This is a genomic window from Vibrio sp. Evd11, assembly GCF_900382755.1.
GTDB classification, from domain to species: Bacteria; Pseudomonadota; Gammaproteobacteria; order Enterobacterales; family Vibrionaceae; genus Vibrio; species Vibrio lentus.
In genome coordinates this window covers 1-21,698 of record NZ_OSDX01000060.1, presented here as the reverse complement: position 1 = coordinate 21,698, position 21,698 = coordinate 1, and the positions used below count along the sequence as shown (strand labels likewise).

The 21,698-nt window shown below is 44.8% G+C and carries 17 protein-coding genes; 11 read left to right on the top strand and 6 right to left on the bottom strand.

The window, feature by feature from the left end; all coding sequences use genetic code 11:
* Positions 1–105: 105 nt before the first annotated feature.
* From ED652_RS19220 to yegS, 8 genes are all read left to right on the top strand, one after another.
* Positions 106–1,089 (top strand): MoxR family ATPase, encoded by a 984-nt coding sequence (locus tag ED652_RS19220; RefSeq protein WP_102473126.1) that lies wholly within the window; start codon positions 106–108, stop codon positions 1,087–1,089.
* Positions 1,090–1,101: 12 nt separating this feature from the next.
* On the top strand, positions 1,102–2,064 hold the full coding sequence (locus tag ED652_RS19215) for a DUF58 domain-containing protein (RefSeq protein ID WP_102473127.1): 963 nt from the start codon (positions 1,102–1,104) through the stop codon (positions 2,062–2,064).
* Positions 2,065–2,625 carry a DUF4381 domain-containing protein gene (locus ED652_RS19210; RefSeq protein WP_122055831.1) on the top strand — a complete coding sequence of 187 codons (561 nt, stop codon included), beginning with the start codon at positions 2,065–2,067 and terminating at the stop codon, positions 2,623–2,625.
* Positions 2,618–3,697 (top strand): VWA domain-containing protein, encoded by a 1,080-nt coding sequence (locus ED652_RS19205; protein ID WP_122055830.1) that lies wholly within the window; start codon positions 2,618–2,620, stop codon positions 3,695–3,697. Before ED652_RS19210 ends, ED652_RS19205 begins: the two co-directional genes overlap by 8 nt.
* Positions 3,690–5,414 carry a VWA domain-containing protein gene (locus ED652_RS19200; protein ID WP_122055829.1) on the top strand — a complete coding sequence of 575 codons (1,725 nt, stop codon included), beginning with the start codon at positions 3,690–3,692 and terminating at the stop codon, positions 5,412–5,414. Before ED652_RS19205 ends, ED652_RS19200 begins: the two co-directional genes overlap by 8 nt.
* Positions 5,411–6,796: a BatD family protein gene (locus ED652_RS19195; protein ID WP_122055828.1), complete on the top strand. Its 1,386-nt coding sequence runs from the start codon at positions 5,411–5,413 to the stop codon at positions 6,794–6,796. The genes ED652_RS19200 and ED652_RS19195 overlap by 4 nt, the downstream gene beginning before the upstream one ends.
* Before the next feature lie 78 nt (positions 6,797–6,874).
* Positions 6,875–7,780, top strand: coding sequence for a LysR family transcriptional regulator (locus ED652_RS19190; protein ID WP_076673630.1), 906 nt, complete (start codon positions 6,875–6,877; stop codon positions 7,778–7,780).
* A 19-nt stretch (positions 7,781–7,799) separates the two neighbouring features.
* Positions 7,800–8,705 carry a lipid kinase YegS gene (gene yegS / locus ED652_RS19185; RefSeq protein WP_122055827.1) on the top strand — a complete coding sequence of 302 codons (906 nt, stop codon included), beginning with the start codon at positions 7,800–7,802 and terminating at the stop codon, positions 8,703–8,705.
* 72 nt (positions 8,706–8,777) lie between these two features.
* Here the strand turns inward: yegS and ED652_RS19180 are convergent, their stop codons facing one another.
* Together ED652_RS19180 and ED652_RS19175 are read right to left on the bottom strand one after the other, a co-directional pair.
* Positions 8,778–11,252 carry a bifunctional diguanylate cyclase/phosphodiesterase gene (locus ED652_RS19180; protein ID WP_122055826.1) on the bottom strand — a complete coding sequence of 825 codons (2,475 nt, stop codon included), beginning with the start codon at positions 11,250–11,252 and terminating at the stop codon, positions 8,778–8,780.
* Positions 11,249–12,367: a substrate-binding domain-containing protein gene (locus ED652_RS19175; RefSeq protein ID WP_122055825.1), complete on the bottom strand. Its 1,119-nt coding sequence runs from the start codon at positions 12,365–12,367 to the stop codon at positions 11,249–11,251. The genes ED652_RS19180 and ED652_RS19175 overlap by 4 nt, the downstream gene beginning before the upstream one ends.
* Positions 12,368–12,448: 81 nt before the next feature.
* Here ED652_RS19175 and ED652_RS19170 point away from each other — a divergent pair, with 81 nt between their 5' ends.
* The gene (locus tag ED652_RS19170; RefSeq protein ID WP_122055824.1) at positions 12,449–13,543 is read left to right on the top strand and encodes a substrate-binding domain-containing protein; all 1,095 of its coding nucleotides are present in this window, start codon (positions 12,449–12,451) and stop codon (positions 13,541–13,543) included.
* A 114-nt stretch (positions 13,544–13,657) separates the two neighbouring features.
* Here the strand turns inward: ED652_RS19170 and ED652_RS19165 are convergent, their stop codons facing one another.
* Positions 13,658–15,340, bottom strand: a complete 1,683-nt coding sequence (locus ED652_RS19165; protein WP_122055823.1) for an alkaline phosphatase family protein — start codon at positions 15,338–15,340, stop codon at positions 13,658–13,660.
* Between the two features lie 143 nt (positions 15,341–15,483).
* Positions 15,484–16,272: an SUMF1/EgtB/PvdO family nonheme iron enzyme gene (locus ED652_RS19160; protein ID WP_122055822.1), complete on the bottom strand. Its 789-nt coding sequence runs from the start codon at positions 16,270–16,272 to the stop codon at positions 15,484–15,486.
* 137 nt (positions 16,273–16,409) lie between these two features.
* Between ED652_RS19160 and ED652_RS19155 the strand changes: the two genes are divergently transcribed.
* Both ED652_RS19155 and ED652_RS19150 read left to right on the top strand, forming a co-directional pair.
* Positions 16,410–17,741 (top strand): anaerobic sulfatase maturase, encoded by a 1,332-nt coding sequence (locus ED652_RS19155; RefSeq protein WP_122055821.1) that lies wholly within the window; start codon positions 16,410–16,412, stop codon positions 17,739–17,741.
* Between the two features lie 88 nt (positions 17,742–17,829).
* Positions 17,830–18,888 carry a tetratricopeptide repeat protein gene (locus ED652_RS19150; protein ID WP_122055820.1) on the top strand — a complete coding sequence of 353 codons (1,059 nt, stop codon included), beginning with the start codon at positions 17,830–17,832 and terminating at the stop codon, positions 18,886–18,888.
* Positions 18,889–19,046: 158 nt separating this feature from the next.
* Here ED652_RS19150 and dcuC read toward each other — a convergent pair whose 3' ends face one another.
* Positions 19,047–20,414 (bottom strand): anaerobic C4-dicarboxylate transporter DcuC, encoded by a 1,368-nt coding sequence (dcuC, locus tag ED652_RS19145; protein ID WP_016785306.1) that lies wholly within the window; start codon positions 20,412–20,414, stop codon positions 19,047–19,049.
* A gap of 417 nt (positions 20,415–20,831) precedes the next feature.
* Positions 20,832–21,278, bottom strand: coding sequence for a hypothetical protein (locus tag ED652_RS19140; protein WP_367889464.1), 447 nt, complete (start codon positions 21,276–21,278; stop codon positions 20,832–20,834).
* Positions 21,279–21,698 lie beyond the last annotated feature (420 nt).

The following is a 21,698-nucleotide window of genomic DNA, read 5'->3' as shown; positions in this document are numbered from 1 at the left end:
ATGATCAACGTGGCGATACGCTTATAAATTTATGGTGCTTATAACTAATAGTTATGGGGTTTGTGAGTAGGATGTACGCAGCCAGATTGAATTAAGGGAAGACCTATGAACCATGCGCAACAAGCAATAAACCAACTGATTGAACAAACAGAGAAAAGTGTTATCGGTCAGAGCCACGTCGTTCGGGCTCTGGTGATAGGGTTATTGACCAATGGCCATGTGCTTCTAGAAGGGCTTCCCGGTACAGCAAAAACGCGTTCGGTGAAATCGTTGGCGAATTTACTGAATACAAGCTTTGGCCGTATTCAGTTTACGCCCGATCTACTGCCATCAGATGTAACGGGTACTGAAGTGTATCAAGAGCTAGATGGTAAACCTCAACTGCATTTCCAACCGGGTCCTATTTTCAATAGCATTGTTCTGGCCGATGAGGTGAACCGTGCTCCAGCGAAGGTGCAAGCAGCACTGCTTGAAGCGATGGCGGAAGGGACGATAACCGTAGGCGGTCAAACTCATATCCTTCCAGACCTGTTCATGGTGTTAGCGACTCAAAACCCAGTTGAACAAGAAGGTACGTATCCACTACCGGAAGCGCAAATGGACCGTTTCATTATGAAGGTGACGGTCGACTACCCAGAGGATGAAGCTGAGCGCGACATCATTCGACTAGTGCGCAGTGAGGAGCTAGGCAGCGAAACGAGCTCAGAGCTAGTCACACCGCAACACATCGAACCTGAATTGGTACTTGAGGCTCGTCGTCAACTCCCAGAAATTGCCGTTTCCGAATTAGTTGAGAACTACATCGTGGCCTTGGTAATGGCAACGCGAAAACCTGAGCGTTATCCAGAATCAGACTTATCGAAATGGATTGAAATTGGTTCAAGTCCTCGTGCTTCTATTTCATTGGATAAATGTGCTCGCGCTTATGCGTGGCTGCAAGGACGTGACCACGTCACGTTAGACGATGTGCGTGCCATGTTGCCAACCGTATTAGGCCACCGATTCTCGTTGTCTTACGATGCATTGGCCGATGGTGTTGACCATCAAAGAGTGGTTGAAGAACTGCTTGATAATGTTGAGATCGGATAACTAGGGGGCGTTATGGCGAAGCCAACACAAGCTCCCAAATCACAAGGCCTTGATCCACGGCTGTATTGTGACTATTCAAGGTTAGTGCGAATTCAGGCTCAAGCTGAGTCTTTCTCTCTGCTACCACATCTAAAAGCGGGCAGCGTACTTTCGGGCAGACATAACTCTCTGTTCCGTGGCCGTGGTTTGAATTTTGAGGAGCTGCGTCACTACCAACTTGGTGATGATATTCGTAACCTCGATTGGAAAGTCACGATGCGAACGGGTAAACCTCATGTTCGCAGCTATACCGAAGAGAAAGACCGAAATGTAATGATCTGTGTTGATCAGCGCAGTTCAATGTTTTTTGCCTCTCAAGACACTATGAAATCCGTTGTCGCTGCCGAAGTGGCGGCATTGTGTGGATGGCGGGTGCTTAAAGACGGTGACCGTGTCGGTTTCGTTTTGGCCTCACATCAAAAACTTTTCCATACTAAAGCACAGCGTTCACAGTCTGATTTACTGGCTCAGTTAAAGCATCTTACCAAAGCTAATCAAAGCTTAGGCGTCAACGTAAGTGATGGCGATAATGTTGGTTTTAACCAGTGGATTGAACTGATCAAACGAATGAGACTCAAGCAATCAACCTTGATATTCATTAGTGACTGGCGAGACTGTCGAGAACAACATCTCGATCGACTAAAGCAGTTACAGCAACACAACGATATCTTGGCCATTATGGTCACCGACCCATTAGAACAGTCATTGCCTCAAGATCTTGCAAGCGCAAACTGGGTGGTGGGTGATGGTCGCTTTCAACTTAATCTGGATAGCCAATCTAAGGTAAACCTCGCAAGTGAAAGCCTTGCCCAAAAAGCGGCACTTCAGAAACAGTCCCTTGCTAAATTAATGGCGATGAAAAACCTCCCTTACATCGAATTAGACACGTCAGGCAATCACATATCGCAGCTGCAAAAGCTAGTGGGAGGGCGCTAAATGGCCGTTGAACATACTCCTCCAAGTACTTACATTCTTCGCGAGTTGCACGATGTCGCCATTCCTGACAGTGTGAGTTGGGCTCCTCAAACGATGGGTTGGAAGATCCTCGGCGTTATTTTGTTATTGGTCGCTACCTATCTGGCTTATCGTTTGGCGCAGAGATGGTGGAACAATCGTTATCGTCAAGAAGCACTGAAAGAACTCATGCTTTTAGATGCAAGAGATAAAAACTCAACCGAACGAACTTTTAAAGTATTGAAAGTGGTACTGCGCTACCTAGACAACAGCAATGCAAAATTGTTTGGTCAAGCCTATGTGAATCGCTTGAACGCTTATCTGCCAGTTGGTGCTAACACTAATACAAGCAGCAGTGCATTTTTTACTGATGAAGTCTCGGGGTTATGGATGCAAAGCCTGATAAACCCTAACGTGCGTTTAACCTTCGAACAACGTTTAGAAGTGATTCAAACCGCGATGATGTGGTTAAAACTTCACAAGCCGAATGTACAAACAAAACCAGATGTACAGGTGACGGTTGAGGAGCAAGACAATGTTTGATGTTTTATCTGCGAACTTTGAATTTGTGCACCCGCTTTGGTTTATGGCGTTACCTCTACCTTTATTGGTCTACTTTGCTGTGCCTGCTTATCGCACCAAGCAAATGGCCATCAAGGTGCCATTCTTCAGCGAGTTGGTTGAAGCGATTGGGGAGGCGCCATCTGAAGGTGCAAGCCAATTAACACCTAGTTGGTGGCAACGAACCACGCTTATTATTACTTGGGGATTAGTGGTGTGTGCGCTAGCGAAACCAACCATTCTTGGTGAGCCACAGGTTCGCGAACAACTAGGTCGTGATGTCATGGTGGTGGTCGATTTATCTGGCTCAATGGCAGAGCAAGACTTTACCTCTAAGCAAGGAGATAAAATCTCTCGCTTAGACGCGACCAAAGAAGTGTTAGCCGACTTTGCAAAAACCAGAAAAGGCGACAGACTCGGTTTGATTCTGTTTGGTGATGCAGCGTTTGTACAAACCCCATTTACGGCAGACCAAGAGGTATGGCTTGAGCTGCTCAACCAAACCGATGTTGCGATGGCGGGTCAAAGTACTCATTTAGGTGATGCAATTGGTTTGGCAATTAAGGTGTTTGAACAAAGCGAGAAGCAGAGCGCTGTAGTTCAAGACTCAAGCATCGATACCAACGCGAAAGAGAAAGTCGTGATTGTGTTAACCGACGGTAATGATACGGGAAGTTTTGTTGAGCCGATTGATGCTGCAAAAGTTGCTAAAGCGAAAGACGTTCGTATACACGTTATCGCGATGGGCGATCCGCAAACTGTGGGTGAAGTGGCTTTGGATATGGAAACCATCAAGCGTGTGGCTCTAGAATCCGGCGGCGAAGCCTTTGAAGCACTTAACCGCGACGAACTGACCAAAGCCTACGCTCAAATCGGTGAACTAGAACCTCAGTTGTACGAAAGCACCACTTTTCGCCCTAAACAGGGGCTGCACCATTATCTGATGGCGATTGTCGTTGTGATGTATTTGACTGCCTTTAGTTTTGCGACGATACGCCGAAGATCGTTTTTGGCCTCTAAAATTAACAAATTGAAAGGAGAGGACGATGCCTGATTCTCTCACTCTGCAACAGTTCTTTACCCAGTTTCACTTCATTCGACCATTGTGGTTGTTGGCCTTTATTCCGATGTTTTTCCTGTTATGGGTTCGTTGGAGAGAAGAGACCAAGCCAACGTGGAGAGACATTCTACCTGCGCACTTACGTAATGCATTGACGATTGGCGAAACAGGCTGGCGTAAGCAGTTACCATTGAAGCTATTGGTGGTGATTGTGACTATCGCCATCGTCATCTGCTCGGGTCCAACATGGCAGCGTGAGGCTTCGCCTTTTGGTGAAGACAAAGCGTCGATGTTGGTTGTGCTTGATAACAGTGAATCCATGCTCGCTAAAGACTTACCACCGAGTCGCTTGGAACGATCTAAGCAGAAAATTAGAGACTTATTAGCAGCTCGGAAAGGCGGTAACACGGGCTTAGTGGTTTATGCAGGCAGCGCGCACGTGGCGATGCCCGTGACGCAAGACAGCAAGGTATTTGAACCGTTTCTTGCGGCTATTACACCTGACATTATGCCGGTTTCAGGTAAATCAGCGGAAGAAGCGTTACCACTGATCAATCAACAACTATCTGGAGAATTAGGCTCTTCGGTGCTGTTAGTATCAGATGGTGTAAACCCAAGTACCATAAGAGCGTACGAGAGCTTCTTTAACGACAATCCATATCAGTTGCTCATCCTAGCAGCAGGAAACAGTAATGTGGTCAGCGATAACCCTGTCGACCTAGACTCACTGCGTAACTTAGCGAGCAAGACTGGTGGACGAGTGGTTGAGGTGACCGTTGATGATTCTGATATCCAGCAACTAAACCGGGCTGTTGAGAGAAACATGCAGCTCAACGGCGAATCTTCTATGCCTTGGAAAGACATGGGCTATGGTCTGCTCATTCCAATGGCGATTATCATGTTGTTGTGGTTCAGAAAAGGGTGGTTAGTGCAGTGGTGTGTGGTTGGCGTTCTGATCACGGGCGGCGTGTATTCTCCGAACACTTTGGCGAAAACAGTCAACTTAACCGCTGAGAAACCACTCGTGGTGGAGTCTGTCACCGCTTGGGAGAAAACAGCTCAATGGTGGTGGGACTTATGGCTAACGCCTGACCAACAAGGTCAACGCCTGTTGAATCAGAAAGAATATCTTCAAGCTGCCAAGCACTTTAAAGATCCAATGAGAAAAGGTGTTGCTTATTATTATGCTCGTGATTTTAAGTTGGCACATAGTGCGTTCTTACAAACGAAAACCGATTTTGGTTTGTATAACGCTGCGAGTGCATTAGCCCGTCAACGTGAATACCTTGCCGCACGAGACTTATTGAAAGCACTGAGTGAAAAGCCAAACCTTTCACCACAACTAAGACCTGACGTTGAGCATAACTTAGCGGTAATTGGCGGTATTGTCGAAGAGGTCAATCGCACCAGCGAAAGCCAATCAGGCACTACAGATGGTCCTGAGGAATCATTAGAATTAGATGACGATCAGCCACGCACTGGCGATGGTGCAGAAGAAGAAACGGTCGCAGAACTCATGCTTAAGGAAACACTCAACGCTAACGAAATTTTGGGTAGCCAAGAGCTGGCAGACAAGTGGTTAAAACGAGTAGAGGCGGATCCCAAGTTATTCTTGAAGTCCAAATTTCAAATTCAGCTACGAGAACCTGCGCCTTCGATCGAGCCGTCGTTAAAACAGGAACAGTCGCTAAAACAGGAGCAAGCACAATGAGTCGTTATGATTTAGCTCTTGAAGTGGTTCAAGCAAAGCCAGGGCGTTCAGAGTCCTTTAAATTAGTGAAGACCTTGCTAATGTCGATGATTCTCTTGATTAGCACTGTTTTCTCTACGCTTGCTTCTGCGGTCGATATCTTCGATCTGCAAAAAAATGGTGACGTTGAGCTTATCGCTTGGGTAGGGGAAAAGCCGAAATCAGGCGATAGGGTAACGCCGCTTAAAGTTAGCGTTAATGAACAAGTGATCTTGAATATTGAGGTGGCGACGCCGCGTTGGTTTACGGGTGGAACTCGCATTGGTGGTATTGAAATCCCGAACGTGATTGCTAAACAACGTAATCAACTCGCGACGAATTATACTGAAAGAGTGGGTAGCATAACCTGGTCGCGCCAGCGTTGGGAAGTGACACTCTACCCAATGACCTCAGGCGAGTTTGTGATTCCAACCTTGCCGGTTCGTGTACAAGTTTCTGCTCCTGATGGTTCAAACGTTGGCGGTACGCTTGCCACGCAGTCGATTAAGTTTGAAGCCTCATTACCGTCTGGTCTGTTAAGCGATGAATCACCTTGGTTTTCTGCGACAAACGTGGATGTTGAGCAGCAATGGCAACGTTCGAGCGAGGACTTAAAAGTGGGTGATGCGGTTACTCGAACTGTGACGATCAAAGCGAAGGACAGTTTGTCGGTGTTACTTCCCAATGTGTTGACCAATGAATCCACTCAACAATATCAAGCCTACCCGCAACCTAATCGTTTAGATGACACACAAGAACGTGGTGACTACCGTTCTAGCCGAATTGAAGAGACGGTCTATGTGATTCAACAAGGTGGCGAATTTACGTTGCCAGAGTTTTCATTCCAGTGGTGGGATAGCAAAAACCAGCGGCTTGAAAGCGTGGTGATACAAGGCGAAGTGTTTGAAGCAAAACACACACTCCAATCTTTCATCAAGGCTTACATGTCGGTCTTTATCAGCATTGGTTTGGTAATGACGTTATGTGTTGTGCTATTGGTTTCTTTGAAGCGTTTTTATAAAAACCGCCCTGCACCAAGTTGGTTGGCGTTACGTCGTTTACTAAAGCAAGGTAATTGGTCTGCATTGAGAACCTTTATTTACCGTCAATTACGCAGTGAAACCACTCAACTCGAACTAAATAAAGCGAGCTCTCAAAAGCGTTGGGTGGAAGACAGCGAGGCGCTTCAACAAGGGCGTGAAGATAAAAAGGTATTTATTCGTTTGTGGAAAGGTCTACGCATCCTACCAAGTGACCAATCTATGTCGCTTGACGGGGGAACTGGCAAGGTGAATTCGCGTTCAATTATTGGTCGCTTGAAAGTTCCTAAAGCCTTGCCAGACTTAAAAGATAGAACTAAGTAGCAAACTTAAGTCATTCGCATCGAACATAATCGGCAGGTTCTCTAATATGGAGAGCCTGCTTCTTTACTACGGAACTGTATGAAAAGTACTGAACTCAATTTAATTCCTATTTTTGTCGCTATTTATGAAGAGCAGAACTTATCTAGAGCTGCTAATCGTATGGACATTAGCCAACCAGCGGTAAGCAAAGCGCTTGCTAGGCTTCGTGATATTTATGACGAGCCATTGTTTCACCGAACAACATCAGGGGTTGAGCCTACGACCTTTGCCATTGATATCTATCCGGCAATGGCCGCTGCGCTAAAGAATTTTACTTCTACATTGTCGGCTTCAAGAGATTTTGACCCTAAAACATCAAATCGTATTTTCTCTATTGCTTGTGTCTCCCCGGCAAGTTACGAAATGATGCCAAAAGTAATGCAACTTATTAGTCAAGTCGCTCCTAACATAGCTTTGGAAGTTCACCCTTTATTTACCGAAGATTACGAATCGGATCTTAGGCTACAAAGACATGATGTGATCATTGATATGACTCCAAAGGAAAGAACGACCCTTAAACACGAAGTGATCTCACATGAAGAACTGGTTGTCGTGTGTAGAGCCGATCATCCCACAGTTGGTGACACTATCGATATGGAGCAATTTTTGGCTCATGAACATGTAGTGGTTTCTCGCTGGCACGCTCGTAAGAGTTTGTTGAGCTCTGAGCATTTCAGGGACTTAGAAAAGCGCAAAATCGTTTATCGAGCGGCGGGTGTCGTTGAAATGTTTCCGGTCATAGAAGGTTCTGATTGTCTTGGCATGCTTCCTATGTCGTCAGTGCGATGTTTTTCTGAAAAGTACAATGTAAAAACACTGCCTTTGCCTTTCGAGTTAGAAAATCTAGATATGTGCATGATCTGGCATCCGAGTCGAACCAATGAACCGAGTCATAAATGGTTGAGGTCCAAGATCAAAGCGGCCGCAAAAGAGTTATCAAGTTGAAATCATAGGGAGCATCGCCATGCAAAGCGTTCGTGCGATTTTTAACGGAAAGAAAGCCAATACTCCAGAACTAAGGCAAGCGGTTTTTGCTGCAAGGGAGCGGGATATTGACCTGCAAGTTAGAGTTACCTGGGAGTCATCAGATATGTTTCGCTTGGTGAGCGAAGCGATATGCGATGGTGTAAAACGACTGATTGTGGCTGGTGGCGATGGAACGGTAAATGAAGCCGTCAATGCGCTCAACCAATTTAGTGCCAGTGAAAGGCCACAGCTTGCGATCATTCCAATGGGAACTGCGAACGACTTTGCTACCGCAGCAGGTATTCCGAGCGATATTACCGGTGCTTTTACGCTCGCGTTGGAAGGGAACGCGCTTGCGGTAGACTGCGTTCGTGCGAATGATCGTTATTTCATGAACGTTGCTGCGGCTGGCTTTGGCGCGGAAGTGACAGCTGGAACGCCCGTTGAACTTAAGGACTTTCTTGGCGGTGGTGCGTACACGCTGACAGGTGTGGTTAAGGCGTTAGGTTTTAAACCTTACAGTGGTACACTAACTATAGATAAAGGCAGTTTTACTGGTGAGATCTTGGTCGGTGCTTTTTGTAATGGCCGCTTGGCAGGTGGTGGACAAGAGCTCGCACCTAATGCATTAATTGACGATGGCTTGATGGATCTTACTTTAGTTAAAGCCTTCGTTGCTTCTGACTTGCCAAAAGTTATCGAAGAGCTTAAACATCCTGCCGATGACGGAAAATACATTGTTCGCACTCAAGCTCGTTGGTTAGAGGTGGATTTCCCTCAGGCACTGCCGATTAACCTTGATGGCGAGCCTTATCGTTCTAACCAAATCCGCTTTGAGGTTATGCCATCAAGCATCAGCTTGGTGCTGCCCGAAGGCAGCGCTTGTTTAGTCAAAAATCAGTGAAGGAACTTAACAAACTGAAACGGTTTAATTTAAGTTATTTGATTTAAGTTACTCAGTTTTAAGTAATAGGCATTAAGCCTCTTTTGGACTCCGTTCTGAGTTAAGCAAGAAGTAAGACACCCAATCATCAATAGGCAGAGGTCGCGCAAAGAAATAGCCTTGAGCGTATTTACAACCGATCTGGCGCAGAGTCGTTACATGATTCTGGGTTTCGAGGCCTTCTGCAATTACTGAGAAATCGAGTATTTGCGCGAGCTTGAGTACCGCGCACGTGATCTCGTAATCTACTTTTGACGAGTTGATATCTTCAATAAAGCTTCGATCTAGTTTCACGCAATCGGCGGACAGATTCTTCAACACCGACAGGGAAGAATAACCCGTTCCAAAATCATCGATAGCGATCTTGTAACCCTTAGAATGAAGTACCTCTATAGTCCTTGAACAAGTCTCGAAGTCTCGCATCATATCCCTTTCAGTTATCTCCAGTAGCAGTTGATGAGGCTGACAATCGGTTTCGTCGAGTATCACTTGCAGCTGCTCAGCAAGGTCGGTCATGTAGAACATTCTGGCAGAGAAGTTGATGGAGAAAATCACCCCTTGAAGGTCTAAGCCCGCGCGCTGCCATTCGGTGATCAGGTTGGCGACTTTCTTAAACACCCACTTATCAATGTCGATGATTAAGTCACTTCTCTCGGCGACTTCAAGAAAATCAACCGGTGGTAGTAGCCCTAACTTGGGATGTCTCCATCGAATCAAAGCTTCAGCTCCAATGATGTCTTGGGAATTCAAATCCACCTTAGGCTGGAAGTAGACTTCCAGTTCGTCATTGGCGATGGCTTGATGAAGCCCCATATTGGTTTCGATTAAGTCATTGACCGCATGGGTCATCTCGTCAGCATAAACTCGGTATTGGTCTCTACCATTACGTTTGGCGTGATACATGGCGGTATCTGCGTTTCGAATTAAGGTTTCACGATCCAAACCGTGAGTCGGGTATTCACACACGCCGATACTCGCTGATACAAAGATAGAGTTGTCATCAATGTAATAGGGTTTTCTCAATGCTTGGTTCAAGCGATCAGCGATTGGCTCGCCCTCATCCAAACCAACGTTTGAATACATGACCAAGAATTCATCTCCGCCCATTCTAGCCACAAAGCCTTTGTCTCCGACTAGGTTACTCAGAATGTCAGAGACATTAACTAATAGGTTGTCGCCTGGTGCATGTCCTAAAGAGTCATTGATGGTCTTAAATTCGTCAATATCGAGATAAAACAATAAGAAAGGTGCGTTGTTCTCACTCGAACGCTCGATTTCTTTGTCTAACTGCTTGGTTGCTAATAGTCGATTCGCTAAATTGGTCAGCGGATCATGATGGGCAAGGAAGTCGAAGTTCTTCTTCTCCTCCGTGAGGTCTAAATAGGCTTCAGACAGTCTCGATGCCATGTTGTTATAGGCTTTTTCTAAGTGAGACCATTCGTCATTTCTGCCCAAGTTGATTGGGTTTTTGAGGCTACCGGATTCCAAACGGTTGAAGCCATGCCTAAGAGCATTAAGGGGCTGTCTAATGTGGTGTCTAACCACGTGGTTGACCAACAGCATCGACAATATAATCGCAAAAAAGCTCATGATAATGGCGTTCAACCTTGATAAACCGATCTCTTTTTCAAGTTGGTCGGTTAACTCTAAGGCTTGGGTTTGGACACGTAACTCGGTGTTTTCTACCATCTCTAACAAGTCACTTTGTGCTGCTAAGAGTGATGCCATCACTAACCAACGCTGTTCGAGATTAGCGCGAATACGTTTCAAAGCGGCATTGTATCGTTTAACCGTTCGGCTGATTCGCTTCTTCTCTGTGATAACCGCGGGTGTTTCGATATCGACGTTTTCTAAGTGAAGCAAAAAGATATCGAGTTCTTTCTCGACTTCGATAAGCAGTACTTTTTCGGTTTCTGGAGTGATACGACTGTGTATGTCGCCTACCATTTTTCCTGAAGTTAGAAAAGACTCTCTCAACATGTTGATAAGGTCTAATTCATTGTTATAACGGATAAAGTTAGGTTGGTCCAAGTGCCTAAGTTTACTATCGGCTATCGCAAATTCGAGCTGATTCAGTTGATCGGCTAAGGCTGCATCGATTTGATTTGTTTGCTTAAAGATTCTATTCAGTGCCAGTGAGCTGCCCAAGAATCGGTGGAAGTTATTAATAAAGGCATCAATCTTTTGCGAGAACCCTTCATTGGTCGACAAATCTCTTAGGCGTTGGAGCTGAAAATCCACGTTAAACGCTTCTTCAGACAAGGTGGTTTCGCTGAACAAGAAGGTTTGTTCAAGCAGTTTCACTCGAGACGTCAAAGTGAACACTCGGCGGCTGATCTCGGAGTTCACTATTAACTCTGAAACGTGTGTAGAGGTTTCGGTTTTGAGCGTCGACTCTACGTAATAGAGCGACCGAATCACCATGATGACGGCGAGGCTGACGATCAATAACGATAAAAGGTTCGAAATAATGAGTCGTTGGGTGATGTTTATCTGACGTAATTTCATTGTGGCTTCCAAATTCTCAGATACGCTTCACGGTAACCGTTTTTAGGGTCGTAAATACCTTTGTCTTCTTGGCTTATTAGCTCTTCAACATTATCAGGCGTGACGAGATGAACAGGGGCAGAGTAGCCACTCGGTGGCATGTCGTTAAACGCTCGGTTGAGCTCGTCGACAATTTGCCAGCCTTGTAAATAAAGAGGTTCAGGGACAGTAGCCAATTGGAACTGGCCGCTGTTAATTCGTTTGTATGCCGCTTTACTTCCGTCACCTGCGGAAATGTTTTGTGGAATCAGTCTGAACTCTTCGAGATTGGACTCTAGAGAAGGGATAGCGTAATCAATGTATAGATCGTTAATTGCTAGTATATGCGTGATTTTTTCGTCGTATTTCTTCTCTAGCATTTTTAATGTCGCAGGCATCTGTTCGGCAATTTTTTCTAGCGGCAGGTAGTTCAGCTCAAGAACATCGCACGTGTTACAACGTTTAATCGTGTTGACCATAGCGTTGGCTTTGATCATCGCTATTTCATAATTAGGGTCGGTGAACACCACGGTTTTGGCGCGGCCATTTGAGTTGACTATAGCGAGTAGGGCCGCTATTTCGGCCACATCAAGAGGGTCGGTGGTTATATTGGTGTATAAACCAATCTCTGGATTACCGCCGACCAGCTCAGTGGCGTGCCAACCAATAACAACGATCCCTAGATCTTCGGCTTTTCTCAAAATGGTTTTGTGTCGAACTGCGTCGATACCGCCCAAAACAATGGCATCGGGTTCAAAGCCAATCGCTTTTCTGATCGCCGCACCTTGGCGCACTTCCGATCCCAAACCATCAATGAACCTCAGGTGCCAATTAATGTTTGAAATGGCTTCAGATATGCCTCTACCCACCCCATAAACGCCACCATTACGTAAATCGGACGCAACGAAAATAACGTTTTTTTCATGACGCACTGCTGGGCCTTGCATTGGGCCATCCCACGTTCGCTGGTTAGAAACCGCTCGCATCACTTTTTCTTCGGCATATTGGAAGAAATCGTCTTCATGATTACCCGCAAAACTCTGAGAGCAGCAAGTAGCAGCGAGCAACAAACTCGCAAAATTTAATCTCTTATTCATATGACCTATAAAACGCTTTAACTTATAATCGCCCTATATTTATAATATTGTTAATAAACATTCAAACATTTGGTAACAGTTATGCCGGGTCAAATTTGTAAAAATGCTCTATTTATCTCACTAACAGCGTGTTTTTGCCTCCCTTTGTACGTCAATGCTGATGGGGTAAGGTCGGAGACTGATGTAAAGAAACTTGAAAAATTTCAAGAGACTGTAAGTGGCGAGCCAGTTTTATTTGCTCCGATGTCGTTAGAAAAACCGGTAAGAATTGCGTTAATTTATCCGAGTGCAGATATTTCTGACTTTTGGACAAGAAATTACACCGCATTGAAGGAAAGACTCATCGCTTTGGAGTTACCTTTTGAGATCAGTGAGTTTACCTCTAGGCAAATTGAGCACTCATTACAAACCCAATACACCGAGCAAGTCCTGAACTCTGAGACGCCATATGATTTCGTCATTTTTGGTCCATCTGAACTAGGTATCCAGGCTGGTAACATCCAAAAACTGTCTGCTTCAAAAGATTTCAAAACCTTCATCTGGGCGTTTCACACACCTAATGAGCAATGGAAACACCAACCAGACAGTTGGTTCGATTTTTCAAGTGCGATGGGGGCTGAGGTTCTATGTGAGCATGTTGTCAAAGAGCTGGGAAATGACGTCGAATTTTCAGCGAATCGAGGAATCCCTGGGATAACAGATACTCAACGCTCACAAGGTTTCATTGATTGTGTAGAAGAGAAAGGCGACTGGTTAACTGTGTATGAACACTTTGGGCAATATCAGAAGATAGGCGGAGCCGATGGGATTCGCTTGGTGCTCGGTAACTTTCCGGAAGTAACCATGGTCCATAATGCCAATACTGCGATGACCATGGGAGCTGTGGACGCATTAAACAAGGCTGACATGTTGTCTGAAGTCTATGTCACGGGGTGGGGCGGTACTGCGAAAGAGATAGAAAAGATTCGTTCCGATGAGTTGGATGCGACGCCTATGCGAATGAGTGACGACCTTGGTGTGGCTACGGCTGAAGCGATTAAGTTTCATTTGGAAGAGCGAGAGGCAGAAGTCCCGTTGGTTTATTTGGGCCGCATCACTGTTGTGCACAACAAGATGAACGACGACCAATTAAATCAACTTACGAGAGAAGCGTTTCGTTATTCCGGTAAAAATTAAATCACTTTAGGGCAACTCATCATACTTCGATAAAAAAGCCGCTTACCCATCACAGGCAAGCGGTTTTTTAGGAAAGAACCATACATCGTTTACTCGATTAGAGAACGAATACTGCTAGTCAGCGATTTCTTTCAATACCTCTCCAATCGAACCACTTGGTTGAGTGATCCCAAGTTTGTTTGAAAGTGTTGGTGCTATGTCGTATGGCGTCACTGCGCGCGATACTTTCTGAGCTTCAACGTCATAACCTGCGAAGATCACTGGCACATGTGTGTCGTACTTCCACGGAGAACCATGAGTCGAGGCAATTTGCAGACCTTCCATATCGTTAATGTAGCTACGCGGTGCAAATACCACGTACACGTCACCAGAACGAGCAGGGTGGTAGTTGTTCTTGATGAGCTGCATTACATGTGTATCCGGTACTCGGTTCGTCGCAATATCGCTGCTTGATACAGCAAACGCAACGCCTTTCACTTTTGCAATTTCATCGGCTATCGCTTCTTGCACTTTAGCCAGATCAAGCTTCTTCTCTGCGATCAAATCATGATTCAAGTAGATGTAAGGTTGCGCATATAAACGAATAGCGTCTTTAGTTAGACCAAATTCGTCCTTCAACCGTTTCTCTACACCACTAGAGAGTAGTGTGTCTTTATTGAAGTATTGAGCCTGATTGAAGCCAAGCGCGTTTGCCGCAGGTGAAGATTCAGGGACACCGTGGTCGGCAGACAGCACAATTAACGTGTTTTCTAGCCCGACTTGGTTATCAACGGTTTTGAAAAGCTTAGCGAGAGTCTTATCAAGTCGGATAAGGTTGTCTTCAGTTTCTAGGCTTTCCGGGCCGTAAAGGTGTACTACGTAGTCGTTTGAAGAGAAACTCACAGACAGATAGTCGGTCACGTCGCCTTGGCCAAGCTTCTCTTGCATTAATAAGGTGCTAGCGAAGTTTTCCGTGATCTCATCACCAGCAGGGCTCACGGTGAGCGTTGTGCTGTAGTACTTGTAACTCGCAGGGCCATAAGGGTGAGGGAAGGTGCGTTGGAAATCACCGAGTTTCACTTTGTGTTCAGTATCGTGTTCTTGCAACGTGTACTTATCACGCGGTAATGAGAGCTCCCACTTCTGTTTGGAATACTGAGCAGCAATCGCTTTTTCGTTCCAGCGTGATACCCAAGCTGGATATTCGTCGTAGTAATAGTTACTCGTTACAAATTCAGATTGTGCTTTGGAGAACCAGAAGGCTTTACCGCTGTGTCCTGCTAATGAGATTGCGCCGCGGTCTTTCACAGACACACCGAACACTTTTGAGTTTCCACTATTGGAAATCGTTAGCTCGTCACCAAATGTGGTGGAGAGAATTGGTTCAGGGGAGCGACCATCGCCCTGTGCTGTCTTCTGCGTTGGGTCGATCTCTGTCGCTTTGTCGACGCCCGCACCCGAGGTTAGCATTTCATAGTTGCCATCCTCTACGTTATACACCAAACGTTCTTCGCTACGATCATACCAAACGTTACCCACCATGCCGTGTACGCTCGGTGGAGCACCGGTTGCAAGCGATACATGTCCCACAATCGTTTCCGTGTTGCCATGTTGGTAGTTCGCGTTTGTGTAGTAAGTACCGTCATCCATCAGATAGCGGAAACCACCTTCACCGAAGTTGTGTTTATATCGTTCAATAAGGTCGGCACGAAGGCCATCTACCGTGATTTGGAGGACTAGATTGGGCTTATCTGCGGCAGAGGCAGGCAAAGCACAGAGTAAAGCGAGTGCTAGCCCCGAAAGCTTAGTGTATTGCATAAAGTGTCCTTATTGAGTGTGACCGTAGCGTTCTAACGTTTGGATGATGTGATTTTGTTTTGATTCTTGGTTTAAAGAGGCACCTCATGTGCCCCTTTAATTTGCTCGCTCATTCTATTAGTGAGCTGGTATGTATCATTGATTTAGTCTGCATCTTTAACTAAACGCAAACCCATATCTGACATAGTGATCGATTGGCTTGCGAAGTCACGACGGTAACTTTCAGATTCATTTTCGTCGTAAGCAAAGCTACCACCGCGCACCGATTTGTGTGATAAGCCGATGTCACTGTGTTTTGCGTTATTTGGATTATCTGTTGGGCCGAATCGGTAGAAGGTGTCATCAAAAGCATCAATAACAAACTCGCCCACGTTTCCTGTCATATCATATAAGCCTAGTTCATTTGGCTTCTTTAGCCCGACTGGATGTGCGCTATTTTTTGAATTTGCTGAGTACCACGCAACATCATCTAAGTTATTGGAACCACTGTAAGTATAGCCTTTGCTTTTGTTGCCACCTTTCGCTGCAAATTCCCATTCCGCTTCAGTCGGCAGACGGTATTCTTCGCCAGTAAGTTCGTTCAATTGTTCAACAAAATAGTTCGCTTGTTGCCAGCTTAGGTTATTGACCGGAACTTGCGGGTTTTGGAAATAACTGAGAGATGAACCCATCACTGATTCGAACAATTCTTGAGTCACCTCAAACTTCGCGATGTAGAAACTATCTACAGTTATATCTCGTGCAGGTCGCTCGGCTTTGCTTGCTTCAGGGAGGTTTGAACCCATGGTGAATGTACCGCCTTCAACCAACACCATCTCTTGGTCGATTTGTTGGGCGATAGGGTGTGTAGGCACGCTTGCACAGCCGCTCAGGAAAATAGTCATGGTGACGCTGCTAACCGCTGCTAAATGTTTGTAATTGAAAAATTTCATCACGTGCCTCAAATGTTCGAAATAGGCTGTGATTCTAACGTTTAAGGTCATTCCTATTGGTTATAAAGGGTATAACATGCCACTGACTTTATTAGGAATTATGATGGGAACAAGATAATAAGATAGGTAGGTAAATCATGCACATTACTCAAGGCCCACAATATAACGGTAAAGCGTCTAAGCGCTTGCATGTTATGGCTAAACCGATTGGCGCAGCGTGTAACATTGACTGTAAATATTGTTATTACCTAAGTAAGCAAGATTTGTTGGAGTACAAGAAAGGCAGTTCTCCAAGAATGGATGATGAAACGTTAGAGACTTACATCCGACAATACATCGAAGGTCAAAATACCCCTGAAATCATCTTCTCATGGCAGGGCGGTGAACCGACCATGCTGGGGTTAGCGTATTTCGAACGTGTGGTTGAACTACAGAAAAAGTATCAGCCTGAGGGTGTGTTGATTTCAAACGACCTACAAACCAACGGCACTCTACTCAATGACGATTGGGGTCGCTTCTTAGTAAAGAATAACTTCCTGATTGGTTTGAGTATTGATGGCCCTGAAATGCTGCACAATGCGTATCGTGTCAATCGAGCGGGTCGTGGCACCTTCAAACAAGTAATGGCAGCTGTTGAGTTGCTGCACAAACACCAAGTGAAATTCACCACCCTGACCTGCGTGAATAACCTCACTAGCCAAAATGCGTTGGAAGTGTATCGTTTCCTTCGCGATGTGGTGAAGTCTCCACAAATGCAGTTTATTCCTATCGTTGAGCAGAAAACCTTTAGAACCGTTGCGCCACAAACGTCTCAAGTGAGTGAGCAACTTAAGCAAGGTGACAAGCGTTTGATCCCTGGCCATAAAGATTCGATCATGGAATCTTGGTGTGTGTCTGATTTGGCTTGGGGTAACTTCCTGATCTCTGTGTTTGACGAGTGGGCGAAGAACGACATCGGTAAAGTGTTCGTTCAGTATTTTGAAGCGAGTTTAGAAACGTGGATTGGTCGTCCGAACCCGCTTTGCACCTTGAATGAGATTTGCGGTAAAGGTTTAGCGATGGAGCCAAACGGCGACGTATTTTCTTGTGACCATTATGTCTACCCTGAATATAAAATTGGCAACATCCACCACGAGAAGCTTGATGATCTCGCATACAGCGCACCACAACAGAAATTTGGTTTCGCTAAATCACGCACGCTGACCAGTCAATGTCAGCAATGTGACTACAAGTTTGCGTGTCATGGCGAGTGTCCTAAGAACCGCTTTATCAAAACTCGTGCTGGTGAGCCGGGTCTGAACTATTTGTGTGCAGGTTGGCACAAATTCTTTTCCCACGTTGATAAGTCGATGGCTTACGTCGCACGTGCAATGGGGCACCCTGTGGCTCATGGCAAATTCAGTGACTCAGTATTGATGGCGCATCGTGCAAAACGGGCGCAACAAGCTACGTTCGAGACCAAGTTCTAACTCAGCGTCTAGGTTTATAGAGCCTAACGAATTTTAATTAAATACGTGTCTAAGGACAGGCTAAGTTTCTCTAGTTTAAGGTAATACTATGATGAAGAAGAGTTTAGCGACTGCGGTTGCTTTATTGGTTTCAACGTCCGCATTGATTTCAACGTCGGCTATGGCAGCCAATAGCGTTCAACAAACCGTTGATGCACCAGCGCAAAATATCAATCAAGTGCTTGAAATGACGGACACTCAACTCCGTATTCAACAATTGTCTTACATGGCACAGGATCAGAATCAATCGATCGAGAAACGTACTGGTGCATTGCAAGAACTTGCGAAATACCCAAGCCAGAATACGCTGGTGGCGGTTGCTAGGGGCTTAAAAGATCAAAACCCTGAAGTTCGTGAAGCGGCAGTGATCGGTTCTGAACCTTACCAACTTGAGCATCGCTGGGCATTGGTGTCGCCACTGTTAAAAGACACGGATACCATGGTTCGTCACACGGCAACGTCAAATCTGATTCGTGACTTTAATGTTCTAGATGACCAACAAAAAGCACAAATTGAACCACCAGTACAAGAGTTGATTAGCTTCTTGGAAACGCAAGAATCTGAAAAATTTCAACTGTTGTTTGCTGATGTGCTTCGCTGGCACAACGAGTGGGATAAGGCGGAAACGGTTTATCTAGAGCTCATCAAAACTCATCCCAAAGAGCCACAAGTTTGGCTGAGCTATGCTGATAACTTCCGATCACAGAGCAAAGACCAACAAGCGGTTGAAGTGCTAGATCGCGGTTTGAAGAACGTGCCAGACAATGCAGCGATGCATTATTCTAAATCTTTGACACTGGTTCGTCTTGAAGACAAGAGTGCTGCGGCAAATGAGATTGAAGTGGCAGCAGAACTTGCGAAAGATAACAGCTACTACTGGTACTTAAATGGAGTATTGCAAGAAGAGTTGAATATCGATAAGTCGACTAAATCTTTCGAGAAAGCGTATTTGATCTCTGGGTCACCAGAGCAGCTATACGCAGTATGTGACATCTACGTACGTTACGGTAATGAAAAAACGGATGAATGCTTGGCAGAGCTTTCAAAAGTGGCACCGGGTTACGTGATTGATCAGCTGAAAGAGAAGCGAGTAGCGCCAAGCTCATAATGTTTTGGGTGATCATAATATTATGAGCTCTCAATGTGTAAGTACTTTTTTTTGACGGGACAAAGTGTGACATTAAAAAAGGCGCTGAACTTATTAAGTTCAGCGCCTTTTTGTTAGGGCATTTTATATCTAAATTAACATGTCTCTTTTAATGAGAATTATGCTGCCATTGGTACTAGAACAAGCGTACCGAAGATAACCGTGATAAGACCACAGATTACTGGGACAGATGTACGTTTTACGACTTCAAATGGGCTGATTTTACCCATACCTGATGTCGCTACAATTACACCAGATACTGGCGAGATGGTACGACCTAGGTTCGACGCTTGAAGCATTGGGATGATTAGGAACGCTGGGTTCAAGCCCATTTTCGCAGCCAGTGATGGAGCAAGCTCTACAAATGCATAGAATGGTGCGTTACCAGAGCCTGTCGCGATAGCAGCCGCAACTGTTAGACCCGTCAGGATTAGCATTAACGCGATACCGCCTGCGCCTGCCGATTCAGCAAGACCGATTAGGTTATCAATCGCGCCGATAGACATTAGGCCTTGAGCAAATACGCCCGCCGCAACCAACAGCATTACCACGCCTTTGAATGCTTCTGCCATACCTTGGTAGCAAGAATCTAAATCTTCTAATGTTTTTTCACCGTCGAACTTCTTCACAACGTAATCGATGATAGCACCCACAAAGATAGAACCGACTACGATGGTGTAGATATCAAGCGACAGGCCTGGAATAGTGCGGCCGTTAAATAAGAATACACCGATGATAGGTAGGAATGGCAGTGCAGCGTAGAAAGCGGGTGCAGTTGTTTCAATGTCTGAAACGTCTACTTTTTCCATGGGTGTGTTTTCTTTCTTATCCAGATACTTGTTCCAGAAGAAAGCGGCCGCAGCCATCACGATGATTGCACAGATAGAAACAGGTAATACCGTTTGAACAGCAAACACATCAAGAGACATGCCTGATTTTTCTGCTGCGATAACCACGTCACCTGAGGTTGGTGAAAGAATGATTGCTGCGGGTGATGCACAAACAGCGACCGCTGCCGGGCGTGAAATACCCATTGCTGTCATCATTGGGAATAGGGTAGCCATCAATAGCACACCAAGGCCTGTTGCAGAACTTACTGCTAGAGACATTAGACACGCTACGATATAAGCCGCAACAAGAAGTACGTATGGAGATTTGATAGCAGCGAGTGGTTTAGAAAATTGCTTTACTACCACGTTGTTCGCGCCGATGTGCGTCATGTAAGAAGCAAAACCACACAGAAGCATGATTTGCATGCCTAGGCCGCCTCCACGGTACTGAAGCATGTACTTAACGAATTCTAGTGAATCGGTAACCATGTTACCTGTTGAAGCGACCTTAGCTGGTAAGACCGTGTGGCCAATAAGGCCAGTAATAAGAAGTAGGGCAAGGCCAGCAGTTAGTAATACGCCTGCCGCTTTATAGCCTTTCACAATAAAGTAACCAACAGCGATAGTAATCACTAATCCGATCAAGAGCTCTAACATAGAAATCTCCACAAAGTTTAAAAAATATAAGAAAGTGTTTCATAATATGACAATGAATGTACAGAAAACTGCACTGTGGCACGAGGCATAGTTGAGGTTGATATGATCTAAGACAAACATTTTTTTCGATGTTAATTATGGTTATAAATCATGATTAACTACTGTTGTTTAGATGTTAATAAACAAATTGTGTGGCTTGCTAGAATATAACTTGGATCACTTTTGATTAGTTCAGTTGCATATTATTGGCTGGTTTATAAAATTATCGTGTTTTGTCTATTTGTCGAGATAACTGACAGGAAAGGGGGCTTTATGACAAGAAAGTGGATTGTTTTATGATTTGGCGCCTACTTGAATTAGGTTGTTAAACGCCAAATCATTGGAGGATGAAAAGTACTTATTATTGCAATGTACTCATCAATTTATATTTAACTCAGGTTCGGTGTTTGAATAAGTTGGTAAATCAGGACATGCCATCTTTTTACAAAAGTGGATCATGCCATTTTGAGTGACGAGCAACAACTCATCATCGTTTAGAGGTATGTAAGGCATTGCGTCTGACGACAATACAGAACCTTCACTGATCATGACTTTCTCATAGAACTCTAACTCTCTATTCGGCAAAATTTGCTCATGTGTACTTTCATCTAATGAAATATTGTGTTGAGTGGCCGTATAAGATCCAGATGAAGTAAAGCCAGCTTGTTTGGTAGACACGTACAATAAATCGTAGCTATTGTTTTTCTTAAACTCGATATTGATTGACGACTGATTATAGATAACTTTATTAGTTGGGGTGATCACAGACGCAGCGTTAGCTAAATAATGGCCTTGCAAATGAACTATTAAACGCAATTGATTCATATAATTCTCTATATCCAGAGAGCGGTACTCCTGTATATGAAGCACAATTTAAAACTCAGAGTGCTTATTCAACTTTAGATGCGATGAGAGATAATCATGTAAAGTTTAATACTAAGCTTTTAGACGCTTATGAAAAAGTTCGAGAATTTAATGGAGATTACAATCAATACAGTAAGCAATTAAGAATACCGTCTTACTTGCCTTTTACTGAAGGTCGAGAGTCTGAATGCACCATTGATGAGTTTGACCCGAAAGAAAACTCCCACCACTCTATGAATGGATTACTAATGCTGATGGTGGCTTCCCTAATGCTGATATGTCATCCCCTAAAGTAATTGAATTCCTCAATATCACGGCTGATATTTATTGGCTCCTCAAAACCACCGCCTAGGGCGGTGGTGATTGTTCCTTGAGGCTATA

Bases quoted from the DNA above. Each gene is read 5' to 3' on its own strand.
- ED652_RS19220 (WP_102473126.1), top strand. From the start codon at position 106: ATGAACCATGCGCAACAAGCAATAAACCAACTGATTGAACAAACAGAG.
- ED652_RS19215 (WP_102473127.1), top strand. From the start codon at position 1,102: ATGGCGAAGCCAACACAAGCTCCCAAATCACAAGGCCTTGATCCACGG.
- ED652_RS19210 (WP_122055831.1), top strand. From the start codon at position 2,065: ATGGCCGTTGAACATACTCCTCCAAGTACTTACATTCTTCGCGAGTTG.
- ED652_RS19205 (WP_122055830.1), top strand. From the start codon at position 2,618: ATGTTTGATGTTTTATCTGCGAACTTTGAATTTGTGCACCCGCTTTGG.
- ED652_RS19200 (WP_122055829.1), top strand. From the start codon at position 3,690: ATGCCTGATTCTCTCACTCTGCAACAGTTCTTTACCCAGTTTCACTTC.
- ED652_RS19195 (WP_122055828.1), top strand. From the start codon at position 5,411: ATGAGTCGTTATGATTTAGCTCTTGAAGTGGTTCAAGCAAAGCCAGGG.
- ED652_RS19190 (WP_076673630.1), top strand. From the start codon at position 6,875: ATGAAAAGTACTGAACTCAATTTAATTCCTATTTTTGTCGCTATTTAT.
- yegS (WP_122055827.1), top strand. From the start codon at position 7,800: ATGCAAAGCGTTCGTGCGATTTTTAACGGAAAGAAAGCCAATACTCCA.
- ED652_RS19180 (WP_122055826.1), bottom strand. From the start codon at position 11,252: ATGAAATTACGTCAGATAAACATCACCCAACGACTCATTATTTCGAAC.
- ED652_RS19175 (WP_122055825.1), bottom strand. From the start codon at position 12,367: ATGAATAAGAGATTAAATTTTGCGAGTTTGTTGCTCGCTGCTACTTGC.
- ED652_RS19170 (WP_122055824.1), top strand. From the start codon at position 12,449: ATGCCGGGTCAAATTTGTAAAAATGCTCTATTTATCTCACTAACAGCG.
- ED652_RS19165 (WP_122055823.1), bottom strand. From the start codon at position 15,340: ATGCAATACACTAAGCTTTCGGGGCTAGCACTCGCTTTACTCTGTGCT.
- ED652_RS19160 (WP_122055822.1), bottom strand. From the start codon at position 16,272: ATGAAATTTTTCAATTACAAACATTTAGCAGCGGTTAGCAGCGTCACC.
- ED652_RS19155 (WP_122055821.1), top strand. From the start codon at position 16,410: ATGCACATTACTCAAGGCCCACAATATAACGGTAAAGCGTCTAAGCGC.
- ED652_RS19150 (WP_122055820.1), top strand. From the start codon at position 17,830: ATGATGAAGAAGAGTTTAGCGACTGCGGTTGCTTTATTGGTTTCAACG.
- dcuC (WP_016785306.1), bottom strand. From the start codon at position 20,414: ATGTTAGAGCTCTTGATCGGATTAGTGATTACTATCGCTGTTGGTTAC.
- ED652_RS19140 (WP_367889464.1), bottom strand. From the start codon at position 21,278: ATGAATCAATTGCGTTTAATAGTTCATTTGCAAGGCCATTATTTAGCT.